Origin of the sequence: Arthrobacter sp. B2I5 (genome assembly GCF_030816735.1) — a bacterium.
Taxonomy (GTDB): domain Bacteria; phylum Actinomycetota; class Actinomycetes; order Actinomycetales; family Micrococcaceae; genus Arthrobacter.
In genome coordinates, this window is record NZ_JAUSYF010000001.1 from 1228425 (window position 1) to 1249320 (window position 20896).

Below are 20896 nucleotides of genomic sequence, written 5' to 3' on the forward strand. Positions count from 1 at the left end.
GGACGCACGCCGTGACCGCAGCAGTGAATTCGTTTGGCCTGGACCTGCCTGACTACCCGTGGGAGGCCATGGCCCCGTACCTGGCCAAGGCGTCGGAGCATCCCGGCGGAGCCGTGAACCTGTCCATCGGGACGCCCGTGGATCCTACGCCCCAGCTCGTGCAGGATGCACTGAAAGCTGCCGCGAACGCCCCGGGATATCCCACAGTCCACGGCACCCCGGCACTCCGCGAAGCCATCGCCGGCTGGTTTGAGCGGCGCCGCGGGGTGGCCGGGCTTGACCCCCGGAACATCATGCCCACGGTGGGGTCCAAGGAACTCGTCGCGTGGCTCCCGCTGCTGCTGGGCCTCAAGCCGGGGGACGTCGTCGTACGCCCCAAGGTGGCTTACCCTACGTACGATATCGGCGCCACCCTTGCAGGCGTGACCTCGGTGGCAACGGACAACCTGGACGAACTCGACGACGCCACCCGCTCCCGTGTCCGTCTCATCTGGGTCAATTCCCCCGGAAATCCCACCGGCAGCGTCCGGAACGTCGAATCCCTGAAAGCGCTCGTGGAGCAGGCCCGTGAACTGGGCGCCGTAGTGGCCTCCGACGAATGCTACGCAGAACTCGGATGGGGGGACTGGGACGTCCAGCGCGGCGGCCGGCGGGTCCCCAGCATCCTGGACCCGCAGGTGGCGGGCGGCTCGCACCAGGGCCTGCTGGCCGTGTACTCGCTGAGCAAGCAGTCCAACCTGGCCGGCTACCGCGCGGCGTTCGTTGCCGGTGATCCTGACCTGATGCCCAACCTGGTCAACAGCCGCAAGCACGCGGGGATGATCGTCCCCTATCCGGTCCAGGAGGCCATGCGCGTGGCTCTGGGCGACGACTCGCACGTCGAGGCCCAGAAGGACCTGTACCGTGGCCGGCGGGAGCGGCTGGTGCCGGCCCTGTTGGACTTCGGCCTGCAGATCAAGGATTCCGACGCCGGCCTGTACCTTTGGTCGACGGCGGGGGAGGCCACGTGGGACACGGTGGCACGCCTGGCCGACCTCGGCATTGTGGTGGGACCGGGCGTCTTCTATGGCGACGCGGGCAACGGGTACGTCCGGGTTGCCCTCACCGGATCCGACGAACGGATTGACGCTGCAGTGGCACGCATGGCCGGATCCCGTTCCTAAGGGGACGTAATAATCATGTGACTCGCCCCACATCCAGCGCCATTTAGGCTGGATTTGAAGGCTGCGGATTAGTGACACCCGCCAAGGAGCGGTACTTTTTAAGTGACTATCAATGGTGGCTTTCTACAAGAAGGCAGCCCGGGTGTTGGAACCTGTCCTCTCAGGCTTCGTGCGCGGCTCACCTGATGTTGGATCAAGCTTTCGACAGAGGCCCAGAAGCCTCATGAAGGGGACTCCATGACTGAGACCAACAATGCTGCGACCCTGCTCCACGCAGGTGGCGAGCTGAAGCTCCCGCGCATCCAGGTTGTTGAAGGGAACGAAGGTTACGACGTCTCCAAGCTGCTGAAGCAGACCGGTGCCGTGACCTTTGACCCCGGCTTCATGAACACCGCAGCAACCACCTCGGCAATCACCTACATCGATGGCGATGCGGGCATCCTGCGCTACCGCGGATACCCCATCGAGCAGCTGGCGCAGCACTCCAGCTTCCTTGAGGTGTCCTACCTGCTGATCTACGGCAACCTGCCCACGCCCACCGAGCTGGACGAGTTCGACCAGAAGATCCGGCGCCACACGCTGCTGCACGAGGAGCTCAAGGGCTTCTTCGGCGGCTTCCCCCGGGACGCGCACCCCATGCCGGTGCTGTCCTCGGCCGTGTCTGCGCTGTCCACGTTCTACCAGGACTCGCTGGACCCGTTCAACGCCGAACAGGTGGAGGTCTCCACCATCCGCCTCATGGCCAAGCTGCCGGTCATCGCCGCCTACGCGCACAAGAAGTCCATCGGCCAGCCCATGCTGTACCCGGACAACTCCATGAACCTGGTGGAGAACTTCCTGCGCCTCAGCTTCGGCCTGCCCGCCGAGCAGTACGAGCTGGACCCGGTCATCGTCAAGGCCCTGGACCTGCTCCTCATCCTGCACGCCGACCACGAGCAGAATTGCTCCACCTCCACGGTGCGCCTGGTGGGCTCCTCCAATGCCAACCTCTTCGCTTCCGTTTCCGCAGGCATCAACGCGCTCTTCGGCCCGGCCCACGGCGGTGCCAACGAAGCCGTGCTGAAGATGCTGCGCCAGATCCAGGCCGAGGGCCTCAAGCCCGAGGACTACATGGAAAAGGTCAAGAACAAGGAAGACGGCGTCCGGCTCATGGGCTTCGGGCACCGCGTGTACAAGAACTACGATCCGCGCGCCAAGATCGTCAAGGCCACGGCGCACGAGATCCTCAGCAAGCTCGGCGGCAACGACGAACTGCTGGACATCGCCATGCGGCTGGAAGAGAAGGCGCTCAGCGATGACTACTTCATTCAGCGCAAGCTCTACCCCAACGTTGACTTCTACACCGGCCTCATCTACAAGGCGATGGGTTTCCCCGAGAAGATGTTCACCGTCCTGTTCGCCATCGGCCGCCTCCCGGGCTGGATTGCCCAGTGGCGCGAAATGATCAGCGACCCCAACACCAAAATCGGCCGCCCGCGCCAGCTCTACATCGGCGAGCCGGAGCGGGACTACCCGGCCCGCTAAAAGGCAAGCAACGACGGCGGCCGCCCACCTTCCACAGGTGGGCGGCCGTTTTTGCGTTAATCACCATCCATTGCTCCGTACTTGTCGTTTCGGGACGTGAAAACGACAAGTACGGAGCAATCGACGGGGTCAGGAGGCGTAGCCCTGGGGGTTGTTCTTCTGCCAGCGCCAGTGGTCCTCGCACATCTGGTCCACGGTCTTGGTGGTGGACCAGCTCAGGTCCGCCAGCGCAGAGGTGGCGTCCGCCCAGAACGCGGGAAGGTCCCCTGCGCGGCGGCCGGTGATCTCATAGGGGATCGGCTTGCCCACTGCCTTCTCAAAGGAGCGCAGGACCTCCAGGACGGAGGAGCCCTTGCCGGAGCCCAGGTTCCAGCGGAAAACGCCGGTACGCCCGGCAACGTGGTCCAGCGCCGCAACGTGCCCTCCGGCCAGGTCCACCACGTGGATGTAGTCGCGCAGGCAGGTGCCGTCCGGGGTGTCGTAGTCGCCGCCAAAGACCATGAGCTTCTCGCGGCGGCCCACTGCCACCTGGGCGATGAACGGAACCAGGTTGTTGGGGATGCCCTGGGGGTCTTCGCCGATCCGGCCGGAGGGGTGCGCGCCCACCGGGTTGAAGTAGCGCAGCAGTGCTATGTGCCAGCGGGAGTCGGCCGCCCCGAGGTCGGAGAGGATGTCTTCGATCTGTTCCTTGGTGCGCCCGTAGGGGTTATTGGCACCGATCTCCATCTTTTCCACGTAGGGGATGGGGTTGTGCTCGCCGTAGACGGTTGCTGAGGAGCTGAACACAATGGAGCGGACATCGTGCCGGTCCATCACGCGGATCAGGTTCAGGGTTCCCACCAGGTTGTTGTAGTAGTACTTCAACGGCTCCTGCACCGATTCCCCCACGGCCTTGAGCCCGGCGAAGTGGATGACGGCTTCAATGCCGCTGCCGGCAAAGACCTTTTCGACGGCGGCCTCATCCACCAGGTCAACGTGGTGGAACTCCGCGGCCTTGCCGCTGAGTTCGGCCACCCTTCGCAGCGACTCTTCGCTGGAGTTGACCAGGTTGTCGATGACGACCACGTCGTGGCCGGCTTCCTGCAGGGAAAGAACAGTGTGGGAACCGATGTAGCCGGTGCCCCCTGTAACCAAGATTTTCATGCCTCAACGCTATCCCACGGGGAGCGGTGCCCGCCCCGGCGTTCCGGATGGCGGGCAGGCAGCCAGGGCGGCGGAAGCGGCAGTGGAAGCACAAGTGTGCTAATAAGAATGGTGCCCAAAATAGTAGACGCTGATGCCCGGCGCCAGGATGTAGTCCAAGCTGTTCTCCGTATCATCGCCGTCGACGGGCTGGAGCGCGCCTCGCTGCGGGAAGTGGCGGACGAGGCCGGGCTCGCTGTTGGTTCCGTTCGGCACTACTTCGAAGGCAGCGAGGAACTCCTGGCGTTCTCGTTCGGCACCGTGGTGGACCGGGTGGTGGGCCGGCTCAAGGCCCTGCTGCCGGCGGTACGGGGCGCTGCCCAGGCCAGTCCGGAACAGCGGCAGGCCGTTTTAACACTCCTGGGCGCCATGCTTCCCTTGGATGAGGAAACAGCCGTGGAGGCCTGCGCGTGGCTGGCCTTCAAGAACGCTGCGCGGATCAGGCCGTTCCTTGCCGCGGAAGCCGACCGGAGCCACCGTGATGTCGCCGTGATCGTTGGGGCCGTGGTTGCCTCCCTGCTCCCTGAGGATGAGGCGCAGGAGAACCTGGTGGTGGAGGCGGAACGGCTGCTGGCCACGCTGGACGGGCTGTGCATGCATGCCCTGCTGCAGCCCGGCTGGATGACCGCGCAGATGTGCCGGGACGTGCTTGAGCGGCACCTGGACGGGCTGGCAGGGTAAGCATCCGGCCATCGGCAGCCTGTCCTGCACTACCGTGAACTGGCTGCGGGAATAGACTGATAGCCGGGTACAGCGCACCGGCTCACGCCGTCCGGCAGGGGCAGGCCAGGGAAGGACTTGGGATGCATCACGCAAGCGGTTCAGGGTGGCAGATCACCACCGACACGTCCGGGCCGATGATGATCGCGCTCTACGTCCGGGACGCGGCCGGCCTGAACGGAGTGGGGCATCCCATGCTGTCCCATGCGTCGCCCAAAGTCCGTTCCGCCGACCACACGCACCTGACGGCGGACGTGGGCGGGCTCGGCGCACTCAAGACCGAGTGGGAGGCCTGGTGGGAGCAGCTGCTGAAGGCCTACCCGCATACCTCCCCGGAGCTCTCCCCGCCCAGCTTCGAAGCGTTCGGCAACTCTCCGGCGCTCCAGCGGCTCCTGCAGGCGCATTTTGGCTCCGCCCTCACCTGGGCCAGGGAGCGCAGGAGCGAATATGCCGAGCTGGAGGCCGAACGCGTGGCCTCGGGAACGGACCAGTTGCTCGAGGACATGGTGGACGACAGGCTGATGGAAGTGGGACGGGACTCGCGGGACTTCAAGCTCACCATCATCGAACTTCCCTTGGACGAGCAGCGGGCCTGGTACCTGGAGCCGGACAAAATCATCATGAGCCGGCATCTGATGGGGCAGCCCGAACTCTTCCGCAGTTACGTCCAGCCCGTGCTGGAGATCCTGGTCTAAGCCTTCGCGCGGGTCAGCCCTCAGCAGGGCAGGACGACGGCGGCGCTCAGCTGCCGCCGTCGTCCGCCCGTACGGTGATGCGCACCTGCCCGTCCGGGACCCCTGACACCTGCCACCCGTCCCCGTTGGGACGGTTCCAGGTGCGGCCGTCCACGTCCACCCGGGTGACGGCCAGGTCCTTGGCGCTGGCGACCGCCCATTCCGCAATAGACCACGCCAACGGCCCGTCGGCGTCCACCACCAGGGTGGCCCCGTCCACCTGCGAATCCATACCCCCGTAGGCCTGCTCCAGCTCTGTGGCTACGGATGCGGTATCGCCGCCGGCTACGGGGGAGCGCAGGGTGCACAGGACTCCCGCCGGCGTCTGCCCGGTCAGCGCGGAGGCAAAGGCGCGTCCCATGTCCTCGTGCTGCGCGTAGGCCTTGGGGTATGCGGACTTCTGGACCTGCTGTGCTGCCTCGGTGATGTCCAGCGCCTCGTATTCCGGGATCTTCACCAGTGCGTCGTAGAAGGCGTTGACGGCATAGTAGGGGTCCATGATCTGGGCCTCGGTGCCCCAGCCCTGGGAGGGGCGCTGCTGGAAGAGCCCCCGCGAGTCGGGGCCGGCCTGGTCGCCGTGCCCGATGTTGCGCAGCTTGGACTCCTGCATGGCGGTGGCCAGGGCGATGGTGGCGGCCCGGGGCGGCAGTCCCCGCCGGACAGCTGCCGCGGTGATCAGTGCTGCGTTGGCCGCCTGGTCCGGCGCAAGCTCACCGCTCCGGTTCCCGGCCGTGGCGGTGCAGCGTTCCGAAACAAGCGTCTCGGAACGCTGCACAAAGAACACGGCGGTGTAGATGCCGCCCGCTGCCAGCGCGAGGGTGAGCAGCAGCACCGCCAGGCGGCGCAGGCCGCGTCTGCGTGCCACGAAGGAATCAGTTGGCGTGCAGGGCGTCGTTCAGTTCCACGGTCTGGCCCTTGCGGGGAAGGGCCTCCACCGCGCCGGTCGTGGAGTTGCGGCGGAACAGCAGGTTGGGCACGCCGGAGAGCTCGGCAGCCTTGACGATCCGGGTGGTGTCCTCACCAACCTCGTCCTTGGGGCCCGGAACGCGGACGCGGGTGCCCGCCGTGACGTAAAGCCCGGCTTCCACCACGGAATCGTCACCGATGCTGATGCCCACGCCGGAGTTGGCACCGAGGAGGACGCGCTCACCGATGGTGATCTTCTCCTTGCCGCCGCCTGACAGGGTGCCCATGATGGAGGCGCCGCCGCCCACGTCGCTGCCGTCGCCGGTGACAACGCCGGCGGAAATGCGGCCCTCAACCATGGAGGTGCCCAGGGTGCCGGCGTTGAAGTTCACGAAGCCTTCGTGCATGACGGTGGTGCCGGGGGCGAGGTGGGCACCCAGGCGCACGCGGTCGGCGTCGGCAATCCTCACGCCGGTGGGCACCACGTAGTCCACCATGCGCGGGAACTTGTCGATGCCGTAGACCGTGACGGCACCCCGGCGGCGCAGGCGGGCGCGCGTCAGCTCGAAGCCCTCGACGGCGGCGGGACCGAAGTTGGTCCACACCACGTTGGGGAGCTTGCCGAAAATTCCGTCCAGGTTGATGGTGTTGGGCTGGACCAGGCGGTGCGAGAGCAGGTGCAGGCGGAGGTAGGCGTCCGCGGTGTCCGCCGGGGCTTCGTCGAGGTTGATCTGGACAAAGACCACCTTTTGCTCGGTGCCGCGGTCCTCATCAGCGCCATCCTCGGCGATCCGGGTCAGGACCTCGTCAGCATTGTCCACCGAGCGGAGGTTCTCCGCTGCAACACCCAGGGCCGGCGCGGGAAACCAGACGTCCAGGACGGCGGCGTCAGCGGTGGCTATCGTGGCAACGCCAAAGCCATAGGCGGAACGGTCATCAGCATTGGAGGTCAGGGTTTCGGGCACGGCAGAGGAAGCGGTCTCAGTCATGTGCCCCAGTCTATCGACGGTGGGGCATGGGGTTCGAACTAGACTGGCTTCGTGACTGCCGAAACCGCCCCTGACTCTTCCGTGTCCACCCTCGACCTGCGCCAGGACGTGGTGCTGCTGACCGCGGCGCTGATGGACATCAACAGCGTGTCCGGCAACGAGAAGCAGCTCGCCGACGCTGTGGAGGCTGCTTTGCTGGAGATCCCGCAGCTGACCGTGGTGCGTGACGGCGACGCCATCATCGCCCGGACCGAACTCGGCCTGGGTGAGCGTGTGATCCTCGCCGGCCACCTGGACACGGTGCCCCTTCCGCTCACCGAAGGTTCCCGGGGCACTGTTCCCTCGAGCTGGGAATCCGGCGTTCCGGGGGAGGGGGTCCTGTATGGCCGCGGCGCCACGGACATGAAGGGCGGGGTGGCGGTCCAGCTGGCGCTGGCGGCAGGATTGTTCGACGGCGGCACGCAGCCCAAGCGGGATGTCACCTTTGTCTTCTACGACCACGAGGAAGTGGAAGCCGTGAAGAGCGGCCTGGGACGCCTGGTCCGGAACCATGGCGGCCTGCTGCAGGGGGACTTCGCCATCCTGCTTGAACCGACGGACGGCACGGTGGAGGGCGGCTGCAACGGTACCAGCCGGTTCGAAGCAAGCACTGCGGGGGAAGCCGCGCACTCGGCCCGGGCCTGGATGGGCAGCAATGCCATCCACGCGGCAGCACCGATCCTGGCCCGCCTGGCGGCCTATGAGCCCCGGACCATCAATGTTGATGGACTCGACTACCGGGAAAGCCTCAACGCGGTGAAGATCAACGGCGGCACGGCCGGCAATGTCATCCCGGACCGCTGCGTGGTGGAAATCAACTACCGCTTTGCCCCGGACAAGACCCCGGACCAGGCCGAGGCCCACGTCCGGGAGCTGCTGGCGGGCTTCGACGTGGTCCGCACCGATGCCGCCGCCGGCGCACGGCCGGGACTGCAGCACCCGGCTGCCGCCTCCTTTGTTGCCGCCGTGGGAGCCGAGCCGAAGCCCAAATACGGCTGGACCGACGTCGCCCGCTTCAGTGAGCTGGGCATCCCGGCCGTGAACTTCGGCCCGGGGGACGCGCTGCTGGCGCACAAGGACAACGAACACGTCCACGCCGACGCCATCCGCAAGTGCCTTGCCGCGCTGGAGAGCTGGCTCGCAGCCTGAACTTAAGGGCGCCCCATTTCTTAAAGCAGGATGGCCCGGACCAGAAGGTCCGGGCCATCCGCTTCATGAAACAGCCTGCAGGGGGTTAGGGAACCGGGGCGTTGGCCTTTTCAGGTTCGGCCTTCGCCACACCGCCCGCGGCCTTCTTGGAGCCCCGGCGCTCGATCCACACGGCAATCCGTGACACCGAGATGTTGATGGCGATGTAGATGGCCGCTGCCACGAAGAAGATCGGGAACAGGTACTGCGTGCCCAGGAAGTCCGCCATGACCTGGACCGCGCGCAGCAGCTCGCCGTACGCCACGATGTAGCCAAGCGACGTGTCCTTGAGCAGCACCACCATCTGCGCCACGAGCGAAGGCATCATGCGCCGGATCGCCTGCGGCAGTTCGATCAGCATGCGGGACTTGTAGCTGGTCAGGCCGATCGCCAGGCCGGCTTCCCGCTGCCCCTTGGGCAGGGACTGGATGCCTGCGCGGATGATCTCGGCGAAGACCGCGGCGTTGTAGAGCACCAGGCCGGTGACGACGGCGATAAATGCCGAGGTGCCGAAGCCCAGCAGGATGAAGAGCATCATCAGGACCACGGGCATGCCGCGCAGGAATTCCAGGATGACCCGCATGGGCACCCGGATGAAGGCGGCGTCCGAGATGCGCAGCAGGCACAGCATAAGTCCCAGCGGAAACGCGATGACTGCCGCGAGTGCCGCCGCGGAAAGCGTGGACCCCAGGCCGTTGCCGAGGAGGCGCCAGACGTCGGCGCGGGTGAAGATCTGCCAGCGGCGGGCCTCGAAGATGCCCTGCTGGGCAAGAATCAGGACCACCCAGGCCAGCAGGCCCAGAATCAGCAGGCCTCCGATGATGGACGCAATGAGGGAGACCCGGCGCGCCTTGGGGCCGGGGACATCGTAGAGAACGGAGCTCATCGGGCAATCGCCACCTTTCGTTCCACCGTGTTGGCGAGGATTCCCAGCGGAACGGTGAGCAGCAGATAGAAGAATGCGGTACCCAGCAGGACGGTGATGACGGCGTCGCCGTTGGCGTTGGCCAGCTGCCGGCCGTAGCCGAACAACTCCAGGACGAAGAAGGCGCCGGCCACCGAAGAGTTCTTGACGAGCGCGATCAGGATGTTGATCAACGGCGGGATCACCGTCCGCAATGCCTGGGGGAGGATGATGAGCGAGAGCACCTGGCTGAACTTCATGCCGATGCTGCGTGCTGCCTCCGCCTGGCCGACGGGCACGCTGTTGACACCTGAGCGGACAGCTTCGGCGATGAATGCGGCGGTGTAGGTGCTGAGGGCGATGATGGCGGCGATCTCGAACTGCTCGAACTTGACCCCGATGCGGGGGAGTACGACTGCTGCGAAGAAGAAGGCGATGGTCAGCGGGGTGTTGCGGAGGACTTCCACGTACACGGTGCTGAAACCGCGGAGCGCCGCGACCGGGGAGACGCGTGCCGCGGCAAGCAGGGTGCCAAGGATCAACGCGAAGATACCGGAGACGACGGACAGGAAAAGAGTGCGGAGAAAACCCTCCCAGTACAGGGGCAGGTTTTCAAAGATGACGTCCATAAGATCCTTCGGCTGTAAGCGTGGACGGATTGAAGGCTGTGCTGCCGGGGCCGTTGGGTGGCCCCGGCAGCTGGCGGACGCTGCTTAGTAACGGTTGATGGCCGGGAGCTTGGGTGCGGTCTTGATGACCGAACCGGCGGTGGCTTCCCAGGCCTTCTTGTAGGAGCCGTCCTTCTCGAAGGATTCCAGCTGGTCGTTGATCCAGTTGCGGAATTCGGTGTCGCCCTTCTTCAGGCCGATGCCGTAAGGCTCCTTGGTGAAGGTTTCCTCGGACGCGAGCTTGAAGGCATCCGGTTCCTTGTCAACAAAGCCGGCGAGGATCACGTTGTCGGTGGTCACGGCTTCAACCTGCTTGTTGCGCAGCGGCTCCAGGCAGGCGGAGTAGGTGGCGGCCGGAACCAGTTCGGCGCCGTACTTGTCAACGATCGTGGCGGCGGGGGTGGAGCCCGTCACGGAGCAGACCTTCTTGCCCTTGACGTCCTCGGGCTTCTTGATGGAGTCGTTGTCCTTGTTCACCATGAGGGCCTGGCCGGCTTCGTAGTACGGGCCGGCGAAGTCGACAACCTGCTTGCGCTTGTCGCTGATGGTGTACGTGGCGATGACCAGATCCACCTTGCCCTGCTCGATGAAGGGTTCGCGGTTGGCTGAAACGGTCTCGGACCATTCGATCTTGTCTGCGGGGATGCCCAGCTTGGCGGCGATCAGCTTGCCGATTTCAACGTCGAAACCGACGGGCTTGCCGTCCAGGCCAACCTGGCCGAACAGCGGCTGGTCGAATTTGGTGCCGATCTTGATGGTGCCGGCGGAGGACAGCTTTGCCATGGTGGTTCCGGCAGCGAACGACGGCTTCTCGACCGGGCTGGGGTTGCTGGAGCCACCGGAGTCCCCTCCGCCGCAGGCGCTCAGGGACAGGGCGAGGGCAGCTGTAGCCGCCACGACGAAGGATTTCCGCCTGGACATAAATGCCTTCATGACATTCCTTTCATTGATGGCCGTGGGTTTTGCGGCCTGGATGCGAACTGACGTGTGGTTGGTTCGGTAATTCAGTGGGTGAGCAGCTTGGACAGGAAGTCCTTGGCGCGGTCGCTCTTCGGGTTGGTGAAGAACTCCTCCGGGGTGGCATCCTCCACGATCTGGCCGTCCGCCATGAAGACCACGCGGTCCGCGGCCTTGCGGGCGAAGCCCATTTCGTGCGTGACCACGATCATGGTCATGCCTTCCTTGGCCAGCTGGACCATGACATCCAGGACCTCGTTGATCATTTCGGGGTCCAGTGCGGATGTGGGCTCGTCGAACAGCATGACCTTCGGCTTCATTGCCAAGGCACGGGCGATCGCAACGCGCTGCTGCTGGCCGCCGGAGAGCTGGGCCGGCAGCTTGGGGGCCTGGTGTCCCACGCCCACGCGTTCGAGGAGGGCCATGGCGTCCTTTTCGGCGGTTGCCTTGGAGGCGCCCTTGACCTTGATGGGTCCCAGGGTCACGTTCTCCAGGATCGTTTTGTGGGCGAAGAGGTTGAAGGACTGGAAAACCATTCCGACGTCGGCGCGGAGCTGGGCGAGTTCCTTGCCTTCCTCGGGGAGGACTTTCCCGTCGATGCTGATGGTTCCACCCTCAATGGTTTCCAGGCGGTTGATCGCCCGGCAGAGGGTGGACTTACCGGAGCCCGAGGGTCCGATGACCACAACAACCTCGCCCTTGCGGACCTGCAGGTTGATGTCCTTCAAAACGTGCAGCTGGCCGTAATGCTTGTTAACGGCGTTCAGGGAGACGAGGGCATCGCCGGGCACATGAGTAGTCATAGGAACGAATCTAGCGAACAACACTGCGTTATGACGCCAATCACCCCAAGTTCCTGCTGATCGTGATTCAAGAGATACCTGGACTGGGAGGTTAGCCTAGGGGAATGAGCATCAACGCAGATCCGGCCAAGAATTCCCAGCCGCGCCGTAAGGGGCCCCTTGAGCTGCGCCGCAAGCAGGCGGCCGTGGAAATGTCGGACCAGCACCTGCTTGATACCAAGGGGCCGGGCCAGTTCGTCCACACCGACCCGTGGCGGGTCCTGCGCATCCAGAGCGAATTCGTCGAGGGCTTCGGCGCCCTCGCGGACATTGGAAAAGCGGTCAGCGTCTTCGGTTCGGCACGGACCAAGCCCGGCAGCCAGTATTACGAGATGGGCGTGGAGGTGGGCCGCAAGCTCGCCGAAGCCGGGGTGGCAGTGATCACCGGCGGCGGTCCGGGCTCCATGGAAGCGGCCAACCGGGGGACGGTGGAAGGCAACGGCGTGTCCGTTGGCCTGGGGATTGAACTGCCGTTCGAGCAGGGCCTGAACCAGTGGGTGGACTTGGGGATCAACTTCCGGTACTTCTTCGCCCGCAAGACCATGTTCGTCAAATACGCGCAGGGCTTCATTGTGCTGCCCGGCGGACTGGGCACCCTCGATGAGCTGTTCGAAGCCATGGTCCTGGTCCAGACGCGCAAGGTGACGTCTTTTCCCATCGTGCTCCTCGGCGTCGAATTCTGGGGGCCGATGATCGACTGGATCAGGGGCACGCTGGTGGCAGAGGGCATGGTGTCGGAGAAGGACCTGGATCTCATCCAGCTCGTGGACGATCCCGCCGAAGCCGTTGACCGGGTCCTGCAGGCCGGAGTGACACCGTCCCTTAACGGGGAGCAGCGGCCGGAGTAGCCGCCGGCCAAAGTCCGGGCCGCCGGTCTGGCACGATGGAACCGTGAGCTTCTTCCTCGTTTTCCTGGCCGTCGTACTGGTGGCGGCCGTCCTTTGGGCCGGCCTGGGCCGGCGCTCCCGCAAGACCGGCGGCGCCGCGCTGCCCGCCCTGCTGGACGGGGGATTCGAAGAACCGCCCGCCAACCTTCCACCCGTGCTGCTGCCGGAGCACGCCGCTCCCGGAGACATTGAGCAGGTGCGCTTTTCGCTGGGCCTTCGCGGCTACCGGATGGACCAGGTGGACCAGGTCCTGGACGAGCTGCGCGACCAGCTGGCCGCGAGGGATGCGGAACTGGCCGGGCTTCGCAGCCGGCTGGCTGCGATGGAGCAGGCCACAGGAGGGGACGGGGAGAAGGATTCCGACGACGGACCCGCGGCAGCCGTCGCACCGCGGGAGCAGCAGGGCCCGGAAACAGGCACGGAAACTGGCACCGAAACCGGTGCAGGGCACGGTGGGAGCCGGGCGTCCGATGAGGTTGCCGCCCAAGGGAAGGGCGGCCTGTGAGCACGGTGGCCCGCCGCAGCCCGCTGGCCTCGGCCGGGAATCTGGCCCACCGAACAGCTTCCGCCGTCCGTAGCTGGCCGTGGTGGCTCCAGGTCACTGCCCTCTACGGCGGCGCTCGCCTGGTCTCTGCCTGCATCTTCATGGCCGCGGCGCTCCACCAGGGCGCCAACCCCTGGTTCCCGCCGAAGCCGGATTACTGGAATTTCATCAACATCTGGGATGCCCGCTGGTATGCCCAGGTCATCGCCAACGGCTACCCGTCCGTCCTTCCCACTGACGCCGGCGGCAACGTCCAGGAAAACACCTGGGCCTTCTACCCGCTCTTTCCCGCACTGGCCGGCGGACTCAGCCGGCTGACCGGGCTCAATCCTGCCGCCTCGCTCACCCTGATCGCCATGCTGGCCGGCTGGGCTGCCGCCCTGGTGGTGTACGCACTCTTCCGGCAGAAAGCGCCGCACGCTCCGGCCATGTGGGGGGTGGCGTTCTTTTCGACGTTCCCCGTCTCCGCCGTGCTTCAGGTCCCCTACGCCGAGCCGCTGTCCCTCCTGCTGCTCGCTGCGGCCCTGCTGCTGGTAGTCCGCCGGCAATACCTGTGGGCCATGCCCGTGGTGTTCCTGCTGTCCCTGTCGCGGCCCGTCGGCGTTCCCTTCGCCGCCATGGCGGGCGTGCTGCTGGTGTCCCGCTGCATCGCGCACATCAGGAAGGGGCGGGAGCGCGGCGGGGACGAAGCAGCCCATTCCCTGGGGGACCTGGCGGCACTGGCCGGCCTCACCGCCGTCGCGGGCGTCTCTGCGCTCGTCTGGCCCGCCGCGGCGTGGGCAGCGACGGGTGACCCGGAGGCGTACACCAAAACCGAAACTGTGTGGCGGGGCCGGGACCTGGTCCCCTTCAAGCCGTGGTTCGACACCGGCGTCGAACTCTTCGGCCCTGTCCTGGGCCTGCTTGCCCCCGTGGTTTTCGTGGCACTGTTCGTTGCGGTGCTGTTCCTTCCGCCCGTGGTGCGGCTCGGCACGGAACTTCGGCTCTGGTGCGCCTGCTACATGGGATACCTGCTGATGTTCCTCCACCCGCAAACCAGCACGTTCCGGATGCTGCTGCCGCTGTTTCCGCTGGCCCTGGGGGCGGCATTCCTGTCCCGCTCCAGGGCTTACCGGGGGACCGTGGTGGCCATGTTCCTGCTGCTCCAGATCGTGTGGATCGTCTGGCTTTGGGCCTGGGCGCAGTTGCCCGGCGGCGGGGATTACCCGCCCTGACAAATCCTGCTTCAGCGCAGGTCAGCCCGGGAATAGCGGCTGCCGGAAAATGTCCATCGATTAGCTACGCACGTGTAATTACGCGATAATGATAGGTAAGCAAGGACAAAAGCATTCAGAAAGTGCGCAGCCTTGGCGGTGGAAACACCACCCTGCCATAGCGGCCTGATCGACATGCGGACACAGCCCGCCCGGGCTGATTAGTCCTGGGACAAAATGGAGGGGAATTCCTCATGGCGGCTATGAAACCACGCACCGGCGACGGCCCAATGGAAGTCACCAAGGAGGGCCGCAGCCTGATCATGCGCGTCCCGCTCGAAGGCGGCGGGCGCCTGGTGGTCGAACTTAACGCGGCCGAAGCAGCCAACCTCAAGGAATGCCTGGTAGGCGTTACCGAATAGTCGTGCCGGACAGGGTGCGCAGCCCGCGGGCTGCGCACCCTGTCCTTTTGGCGGTGCCTACTTCTTGACTGCCACCAGCAGGCCGTCCCCGGTGGGCAGCATTGCCGAAGCCAGCCTGTCGTCGTCGCGGATTGCCCTGCCCACCTGGCGCAGGACCACCGTGGTTGCCTCCCGGCCCGCGGGATTGGCTACCTTGTCCTTGTCCAGTGCGTCATTGATGACCAGCAGGCCTGCGGGCTTCAGCAGCCGGACGGCCTGCTCCACGTAGCCGGGCAGGCCCGGCTTGTCCGCATCGATGAAGACCAGGTCGTAGGCGCCATCCGTCAGCCGGGGCAGGACGTCTCCCGCGCGGCCGGAAATGGTGCGGGTCCGGTTGGCGGGGCTGCCGGCCTCGGAAAACGCCTCGCGCGCGGCCCTCAGGTGTTCGACGTCCACGTCGATGGTGGTCAGGACGGCGTGCGGGCCCAGTCCCCGCAGCAGGCAGACGCCGGAGACCCCTGCGCCGGTGCCGATCTCGACGGCGGTCTGGGCCTTGGAGGCAGCAGCCAGTACCGTGAGGACGGCGCCCACCCCGGGGCTGATGGCGCTGACTCCCAATTCAAAGGAACGTTCCCGGGCCCGGAGCATGACCTCGTCCTCAGCGGGCAGATCTTCTGCATAGGACCAGCTGCTGGACTTGTCGGCGCTCATGAATTATCGCTTTCTGGGCGTAAGGGGGGAATGTCTCCTCAAGCCTACTGTGTCCCGCCGGGCTGGCCGGGAAAGACGGCATTGCGCCCAAGGCGGAAGTTTGCCTACGGTCAGGAAATTCCCAGCCAAGTTTGACATGATTAATATCCGCTCATCCAAAAGGTGACCGGCGCCGAATCAGAGATGTCAACAGTATCCGGGCGTTAGCATTCCACGAGGGGAGTGGACGATGTCATCTTCAGTTGTGGCACCTGTCCCTGCAGTAAACAATCCCGACGATGAGTGGGTCCGTCCCACCTGGGAAGAAGTGGTTACCAACCACTCCGCAAAGGTTTACCGGCTGGCGTACCGCCTGACGGGCAACAAGTACGACGCCGAGGACCTCACCCAGGAGGTCTTCGTCCGCGTCTTCCGGTCGCTGGAAAACTTCAAGCCCGGGACGCTCGACGGCTGGCTCCACCGCATCACCACCAACCTGTTCCTTGACCAGGCCCGGCGGAAGACGCGCATCCGCTTTGACGCCCTTGCCGAGGATGCCGAGTCCCGGCTGCCCGGCCGCGAGCCGGGGCCCGAGCAGAGCTTCGAGCTGAACAACCTGGATTTGGACGTACAGGCCGCCCTGGAGGAACTTCCGCCGGACTTCCGGGCCGCCGTGGTTCTGTGCGACCTCGAGGGACTGTCCTATGACGAAGTCGCCGAGGCCCTGGGCGTGAAGCTGGGCACCGTCCGCTCACGCATCCACCGCGGCCGGACCATGCTCCGGGAAAAGCTGGCCCACCGCGACCCCCGCCCGCAGCAGTCCCGCCGCAAGCTCGCGCTGCCGCGCATCGCCGGCATCCTCTGAACGGCACATGAGGTCCCAATTTCCTTTCGGCGGCAGGCATCAGCGCACCGGCAGCCACCTGGAGGTTTGCCAGGAGTGTGCTGCAGCCGTGCGCCGGGAACGGCAGTACCTTGAGCGGCTGCGCGATGCTCCCATCCCGCCTGCCAGCCAGGACCTGACGGCACGGCTGCTGGCACGCACCCACGAACTGGCTGCCCAGCCCCCCGCGCCTGCGCAGCAGGGCGGGACCTCCCGCATGGCCGCCCGTGCGCTGGGGCTCGCCGCTGGCGGGACCATGGCGGCGGCCGGTGTATTGGCCGTGGGCGCCTTCACGGCAGCGGGTGATCCCACCGGGGGCGGACAGGCGGGAATCGAAGCGGCCTTTTCGCACGTCTCATCCCAGACTCCCGCGGACGGCCGGACCTTGACCGCCACGCAGCTGGCCACGTTGCGGTCGGAGGGGTGGGCCTGCCCGGAGCTGCAGGCCATGGGCTTCCACCTCGAAGCCGCCAGGGCGCTGGTGGTTGACGGGCAGCCTGCGGTGGAGCTGCGGCTCACCGACGGCACGCATCACGCCACCATCACGGAACAACACCCGGTTGGTCACCAGGCCACAGGCCAGGAGGGTGCCCCGCTGCAGGTTTCGGGTAGCCCTCCCTGGTCTGCCACCTACCGGGCCGCCGGCCTCACCATCACCTACCGCTCCGACCTGCCCCCTGAGCAGGCCGATGATGCGCTGCCCATCCTTGAGCAGCTTGCCGATACCGCGACGGAAGGGGTTGACGCGGCCGTTCCGGAAACGCCGGGGCGTCCTGCCCCGGAGTCCCTGGAGGCACGGCTGGAGCGCGGAATCAGCAAGATCGCGGCCCTGTTCACCCAGTGACACGGACTGTTTCCCCGTCCGCCGGACGGGAATCGTCACTCGCAGCCCGGAGAGGGTAATCTTCCTAAAGTGTTTGGAATCAACGGCCCGGAGTTTATCCTTCTGCTGATCATTGGCGTCCTCGTGATCGGCCCCCAGCGCCTGCCCGAATACACGCAGAAGCTGGCAAACCTGGTCAAGGAACTCCGCCGTATGGCGTCCGGCGCGCGCGAACAGATCAAGGAAGAAGTGGGCATCGACATCGACGATGTCGACTGGAAGAAATACGATCCGCGCCAGTACGATCCCCGCCGCATCATCAAGGAAGCACTGCTCGACGACGACACCAAGCCCGTCAGTTCAGGAGCCCCTGCCGCCGTGGCCGCGGTTTCCGGCGCCGCAGCGGCCGCAGATACGGCTCCCCAGCGTCCTGAACGGGTGGTGCAGAGACTGGCCCCGGGAGATATCGCCCCGTTCGACACCGAAGCCACCTAGGGTTCAGCGCCGGCAGTACCGGGTCCAGTCAGCGCGGCTGCAGCCCCAGCTTCATCCCGGCGAGACCCCGTGGTTTGGCAGCCAATTGGCCTGCTATGCCTGCCAGCGCGACAGCCCCCGCCGAACCGGGCTGGCCCAGGACGATCGGAACCCCCGAGTCCCCGCCCTCACGCAGCTGGATGTCCAGGGGGATCTGGCCCAGCAGCGGCACGTCCGTCCCCACCGTGGCGCTGAGACGCTCGGTGAGCACCGCCCCGCCGCCGCTTCCGAAAAGTTCCATCCTGCCGCCGTCGGGCATCTCCAGGTAGGACATGTTCTCGATGACGCCCGCGATCTTCTGCCCTGTCTGGGTGGCGATGGCGCCTGCGCGTTCTGCAACATCGGCGGCCGCCGCCTGCGGTGTGGTGACCACCAGGATTTCTGCCTTGGGCAGCAATTGGGCCACAGAGATGGCGATGTCACCCGTACCAGGGGGAAGGTCCAGGAACAGGGCATCCAGGTCGCCGAAGTAGACGTCGGTGAGGAACTGTTCCAGGGCCCGGTGCAGCATGGGTCCGCGCCAGGCAACGGGCTGGTTGCCTGTCACGAACATGCCAATGGAGATGACCTTCACCCCGTAGGCAACCGGAGGAAGGATCATGTCGTCCACCTGGGTTGGTGCCTGGGTGATGCCCATGAGCGCAGGCACGGAGAAGCCGTAAACGTCAGCGTCCACGATGCCCACGCGCAGGCCCTGGGCAGCCAGGGCCGTGGCCAGGTTGACCGTGACCGAGGACTTGCCCACTCCGCCCTTGCCGCTGGCCACGGCATAGACCCTGGTGAGGGAATCCGGTTCGTTGAACGGGATCCTGCGCTGGCCGCCGGCGCCCCGCAGCTTCTCCTTGAGGGCATCCCGCTGCGCCTGGTCCATCACTTTGAGCTCGACGTCGACGGCGGTGACGCCGGGGACGGCGAACAGGGTCTTCTGCGAATCGGCGGTGATGGTGTCCCGCAGCGGGCAGCCGGCGATGGTGAGCAGGACCGCCACGGTGACCTTGCCGTCGTCGGAAACCTGGACCGAGTCCACCATGCCCAGCTCGGTGATGGGACGCCGGAGCTCGGGGTCGATCACAGTGGCCAGGGCAGCGTTGACTGCCTCAGCCAACGGAGTGCCGGCAATGGGTTGGGTCATTAGCGGTCCTGTGTGGAATGGCCGGGTTTTACCCGGGGGATTTGCTGGGTGCGCGGGCTCCGTTGCCGGTCCCGCTGTTCGCGCAACTTGTCTTTCACTTTGTCGCGTGGAGATTCGTGCGAACCGGCTCCGGTGTCGTCGTGGGTCCGCAGCTCCTCCTGGGCTTCCAGCAGGTCCTCAAGGAGTGAGCGCAGTTCGGCCCGGACGTAGTCGCGGGTGGCTACCTCGCGCAGCGCGATCCGCAGGGAGGCGAGCTCCCGGGTCAGGTACTCGGTGTCGGAGAGGTTGCGTTCGGCGCGCTGGCGGTCCTGCTGCACCGAAACGCGGTCGCGGTCATCCTGCCGGTTCTGCGCGAGCAGCAGGAGCGGCGCCGCGTAGGAGGCCTGCAGCGAGAGCATCAGGGTCAGCAGGGTGAAGCCAAGGTCCCTCGAATCGAACTGCCACTCAGTGGGCGCCCACGTGTTCCAGCCCAGCCAGAAGATGCAGAACACGGTCATGTAGACCAGGAACTGCGGGGTGCCCATGAACCGGGCGAAGCCTTCGGTGGCGTGCCCGAACGCGTCCGGATCCGGTGAGAACTTGGGCAGGATCCGCTGGCGGGCGCTCAGGGGCGTGTCGAGGCTGCCTTTTGATTCCGTATTGGCCAGGTTCCGCTGGTTGGGGTTCTTCGGAGCACTGTTATCAGCCAATGCGGCCACCGAGCTTTCTTATCGGGGCTTCGCCATCATTGGCGCGCCAGTCGTCCGGCAACAAGTGATCCAATACGTCATCAACAGTCACCGCCCCCACAAGCCGGCCGGCGTCATTGACCACCGGGAGGGAGTTCAGGTTGTAGGTGGCCAGGGTCCGTGCCACTTCGCTGATGTGGGCCTGGTCCGACAATGGCTCGAGGTTCTTGTCCACCAGGTTTCCCAGTGCCTCGAACGGCGGGAAACGGAGCAGCTGCTGGATGTGGACCACGCCCAGGAACCGCCCGGTCGGCGTTTCCAGCGGCGGCCGGGCAATGAAGATCGACGATGCCAGGGCGGGGGAGAGCTCCTCCCGCCGGACGTGGGCCAGGGCTTCGGCGACCGTGGCTTCCGGCGGCAGGATGACCGGCACCGGGGTCATGAGGCCGCCGGCGGTGTCCTCGTCGTATTCCAGCAGGCGGCGGACGTCCTCGGCACCCTCGGGCTCCATCAGCTGGAGTAGTTCCTCCGCCTGGGCAGAGGGGAGTTCACCGAGGAGGTCGGCGGCGTCATCGGGATCCATCTCCTCCAGGACGTCCGCGGCGCGCTGGACATCCAGAGCGGAGAGGATTTCCACCTGGTCGTCTTCCGGCAGTTCCTGGAGGACATCTGCCAGCCGCTCGTCCTGCAGTTCGCTGGCCACTTCGAAACGGCGCTTGTCGCTCATTTCCTGCAGTGCCTCGGCGAAGTCGGCGGGTTTGAGGTCCTCGTGGTTGGCCACGAACTGGGTGGCGGCCTGCGGTTCGGTGCGCGGACCCTGCTGGGCGTCCGCCCAGTCGATGATCAGCGTCTCGTTGCGGCGCAGCCGGCTCAGGGGGGACAGCGAATGGCCGCGGCGGACAAAAAGCTTGCTGACGAACCAGTCGCGGGACCGGTGCTGGTCGATGGCGATGTCCTCGATGGTGGCGTCGCCGCTGCCGTCGCGGAGGGTTACCCGCCGGTCGAACATTTCGGCCACCACCAGCGTTTCGGCTCCGCGCTGTTCAAACCGGCGCAGGTTGACCAGGCCCGTGCAGATGATCTGGGTCTGGTCGATCGACGTAATGCGCGTCATGGGCACGAAGACCCGCTTCTTTCCCGGGACTTCCACCACGATGCCCACCACGTGCGGTGCTCCCTGGGTTCCGCGGGACAGCACAACAACATCGCGCAACCGGCCCAGCCGGTCGCCCAGCGGGTCGAAAACATCGAGGCCCAGGAGGCGCGCCACGAAGACGCGGGTAGGTGTTGTACTCACCTCTACAGGCTACCGAGTCTGCTCTCTT

General features: G+C 65.9%; 23 protein-coding genes. 12 read left to right on the forward strand and 11 right to left on the reverse strand.

Translation table 11 applies throughout. The annotated features are described in order from the left end of the window. The first annotated feature begins 11 nt into the window (after positions 1-11). Positions 12-1163 (forward strand): succinyldiaminopimelate transaminase, encoded by a 1152-nt coding sequence (gene dapC / locus QFZ60_RS05905; RefSeq protein WP_307088972.1) that lies wholly within the window; start codon positions 12-14, stop codon positions 1161-1163. Positions 1164-1400: 237 nt separating this feature from the next. Next, positions 1401-2687 (forward strand): citrate synthase, encoded by a 1287-nt coding sequence (locus tag QFZ60_RS05910; RefSeq protein ID WP_056334606.1) that lies wholly within the window; start codon positions 1401-1403, stop codon positions 2685-2687. Positions 2688-2816: 129 nt separating this feature from the next. On the opposite strand, the gene galE is transcribed toward QFZ60_RS05910, so the two are convergent. Next, positions 2817-3830 (reverse strand): UDP-glucose 4-epimerase GalE, encoded by a 1014-nt coding sequence (gene galE / locus QFZ60_RS05915; RefSeq protein WP_142117091.1) that lies wholly within the window; start codon positions 3828-3830, stop codon positions 2817-2819. A gap of 111 nt (positions 3831-3941) precedes the next feature. Here galE and QFZ60_RS05920 point away from each other — a divergent pair, with 111 nt between their 5' ends. Together QFZ60_RS05920 and QFZ60_RS05925 are read left to right on the forward strand one after the other, a co-directional pair. Further along, positions 3942-4550, forward strand: a complete 609-nt coding sequence (locus QFZ60_RS05920; RefSeq protein ID WP_307093218.1) for a TetR/AcrR family transcriptional regulator — start codon at positions 3942-3944, stop codon at positions 4548-4550. A 122-nt stretch (positions 4551-4672) separates the two neighbouring features. Next, positions 4673-5284, forward strand: coding sequence for a hypothetical protein (locus tag QFZ60_RS05925; protein ID WP_307088975.1), 612 nt, complete (start codon positions 4673-4675; stop codon positions 5282-5284). Positions 5285-5330: 46 nt separating this feature from the next. On the opposite strand, the gene QFZ60_RS05930 is transcribed toward QFZ60_RS05925, so the two are convergent. Further along, complete coding sequence (locus tag QFZ60_RS05930; protein WP_307088977.1) at positions 5331-6188, reverse strand: hypothetical protein; 858 nt, start codon at positions 6186-6188, stop codon at positions 5331-5333. 7 nt (positions 6189-6195) lie between these two features. Continuing rightward, on the reverse strand, positions 6196-7218 hold the full coding sequence (dapD, locus tag QFZ60_RS05935; protein WP_307088979.1) for a 2,3,4,5-tetrahydropyridine-2,6-dicarboxylate N-succinyltransferase: 1023 nt from the start codon (positions 7216-7218) through the stop codon (positions 6196-6198). 51 nt (positions 7219-7269) lie between these two features. Between dapD and dapE the strand changes: the two genes are divergently transcribed. Then, positions 7270-8406, forward strand: coding sequence for a succinyl-diaminopimelate desuccinylase (dapE, locus tag QFZ60_RS05940; protein ID WP_307088981.1), 1137 nt, complete (start codon positions 7270-7272; stop codon positions 8404-8406). Between the two features lie 85 nt (positions 8407-8491). Here dapE and QFZ60_RS05945 read toward each other — a convergent pair whose 3' ends face one another. The 4 genes from QFZ60_RS05945 to QFZ60_RS05960 form a co-directional block, all read right to left on the reverse strand. Beyond that, on the reverse strand, positions 8492-9331 hold the full coding sequence (locus tag QFZ60_RS05945) for an amino acid ABC transporter permease (RefSeq protein WP_142117085.1): 840 nt from the start codon (positions 9329-9331) through the stop codon (positions 8492-8494). Further along, a complete protein-coding gene (locus QFZ60_RS05950) occupies positions 9328-9978 on the reverse strand; it encodes an amino acid ABC transporter permease (protein WP_142117084.1) in 651 nt (216 codons plus the stop codon). The genes QFZ60_RS05945 and QFZ60_RS05950 overlap by 4 nt, the downstream gene beginning before the upstream one ends. Positions 9979-10062: 84 nt before the next feature. Beyond that, entirely contained in the window at positions 10063-10950 is an 888-nt protein-coding gene (locus tag QFZ60_RS05955; protein WP_307088985.1) for a glutamate ABC transporter substrate-binding protein, read from the reverse strand. A 71-nt stretch (positions 10951-11021) separates the two neighbouring features. After that, complete coding sequence (locus tag QFZ60_RS05960; RefSeq protein WP_142117082.1) at positions 11022-11777, reverse strand: amino acid ABC transporter ATP-binding protein; 756 nt, start codon at positions 11775-11777, stop codon at positions 11022-11024. A 104-nt stretch (positions 11778-11881) separates the two neighbouring features. On the opposite strand from QFZ60_RS05960, the gene QFZ60_RS05965 reads away from it, so the two are divergent. From QFZ60_RS05965 to QFZ60_RS05980, 4 genes are all read left to right on the forward strand, one after another. Further along, positions 11882-12664, forward strand: a complete 783-nt coding sequence (locus QFZ60_RS05965) for a TIGR00730 family Rossman fold protein (RefSeq protein WP_056334622.1) — start codon at positions 11882-11884, stop codon at positions 12662-12664. Between the two features lie 43 nt (positions 12665-12707). Beyond that, on the forward strand, positions 12708-13208 hold the full coding sequence (locus QFZ60_RS05970) for a DivIVA domain-containing protein (RefSeq protein ID WP_307088988.1): 501 nt from the start codon (positions 12708-12710) through the stop codon (positions 13206-13208). After that, entirely contained in the window at positions 13205-14461 is a 1257-nt protein-coding gene (locus QFZ60_RS05975) for a hypothetical protein (RefSeq protein ID WP_307088991.1), read from the forward strand. The genes QFZ60_RS05970 and QFZ60_RS05975 overlap by 4 nt, the downstream gene beginning before the upstream one ends. A 233-nt stretch (positions 14462-14694) precedes the next feature. Beyond that, positions 14695-14862, forward strand: coding sequence for a DUF3117 domain-containing protein (locus QFZ60_RS05980; protein ID WP_009357720.1), 168 nt, complete (start codon positions 14695-14697; stop codon positions 14860-14862). A 57-nt stretch (positions 14863-14919) separates the two neighbouring features. On the opposite strand, the gene QFZ60_RS05985 is transcribed toward QFZ60_RS05980, so the two are convergent. Beyond that, complete coding sequence (locus QFZ60_RS05985; RefSeq protein WP_142117079.1) at positions 14920-15552, reverse strand: O-methyltransferase; 633 nt, start codon at positions 15550-15552, stop codon at positions 14920-14922. Positions 15553-15781: 229 nt separating this feature from the next. On the opposite strand from QFZ60_RS05985, the gene sigE reads away from it, so the two are divergent. The 3 genes from sigE (at position 15782) to QFZ60_RS06000 (ending at position 17732) form a co-directional block, all read left to right on the forward strand. Next, entirely contained in the window at positions 15782-16396 is a 615-nt protein-coding gene (gene sigE / locus QFZ60_RS05990) for an RNA polymerase sigma factor SigE (RefSeq protein ID WP_056334632.1), read from the forward strand. A gap of 7 nt (positions 16397-16403) precedes the next feature. Next, positions 16404-17258 (forward strand): anti-sigma factor, encoded by an 855-nt coding sequence (locus tag QFZ60_RS05995; RefSeq protein WP_307088994.1) that lies wholly within the window; start codon positions 16404-16406, stop codon positions 17256-17258. A gap of 69 nt (positions 17259-17327) precedes the next feature. Continuing rightward, positions 17328-17732: a Sec-independent protein translocase TatB gene (locus QFZ60_RS06000; RefSeq protein ID WP_307088996.1), complete on the forward strand. Its 405-nt coding sequence runs from the start codon at positions 17328-17330 to the stop codon at positions 17730-17732. A gap of 28 nt (positions 17733-17760) precedes the next feature. Here QFZ60_RS06000 and QFZ60_RS06005 read toward each other — a convergent pair whose 3' ends face one another. The 3 genes from QFZ60_RS06005 to QFZ60_RS06015 are packed head-to-tail and all read right to left on the reverse strand — an operon-like array spanning position 17761 to position 20868. Continuing rightward, entirely contained in the window at positions 17761-18903 is a 1143-nt protein-coding gene (locus tag QFZ60_RS06005; protein WP_307088997.1) for an Mrp/NBP35 family ATP-binding protein, read from the reverse strand. Next, positions 18903-19601 (reverse strand): DUF1003 domain-containing protein, encoded by a 699-nt coding sequence (locus QFZ60_RS06010; protein WP_142117074.1) that lies wholly within the window; start codon positions 19599-19601, stop codon positions 18903-18905. Before QFZ60_RS06010 ends, QFZ60_RS06005 begins: the two co-directional genes overlap by 1 nt. Then, the gene (locus QFZ60_RS06015) at positions 19585-20868 is read right to left on the reverse strand and encodes a magnesium transporter MgtE N-terminal domain-containing protein (RefSeq protein ID WP_142117073.1); all 1284 of its coding nucleotides are present in this window, start codon (positions 20866-20868) and stop codon (positions 19585-19587) included. The genes QFZ60_RS06010 and QFZ60_RS06015 overlap by 17 nt, the downstream gene beginning before the upstream one ends. Positions 20869-20896: the final 28 nt, after the last annotated feature.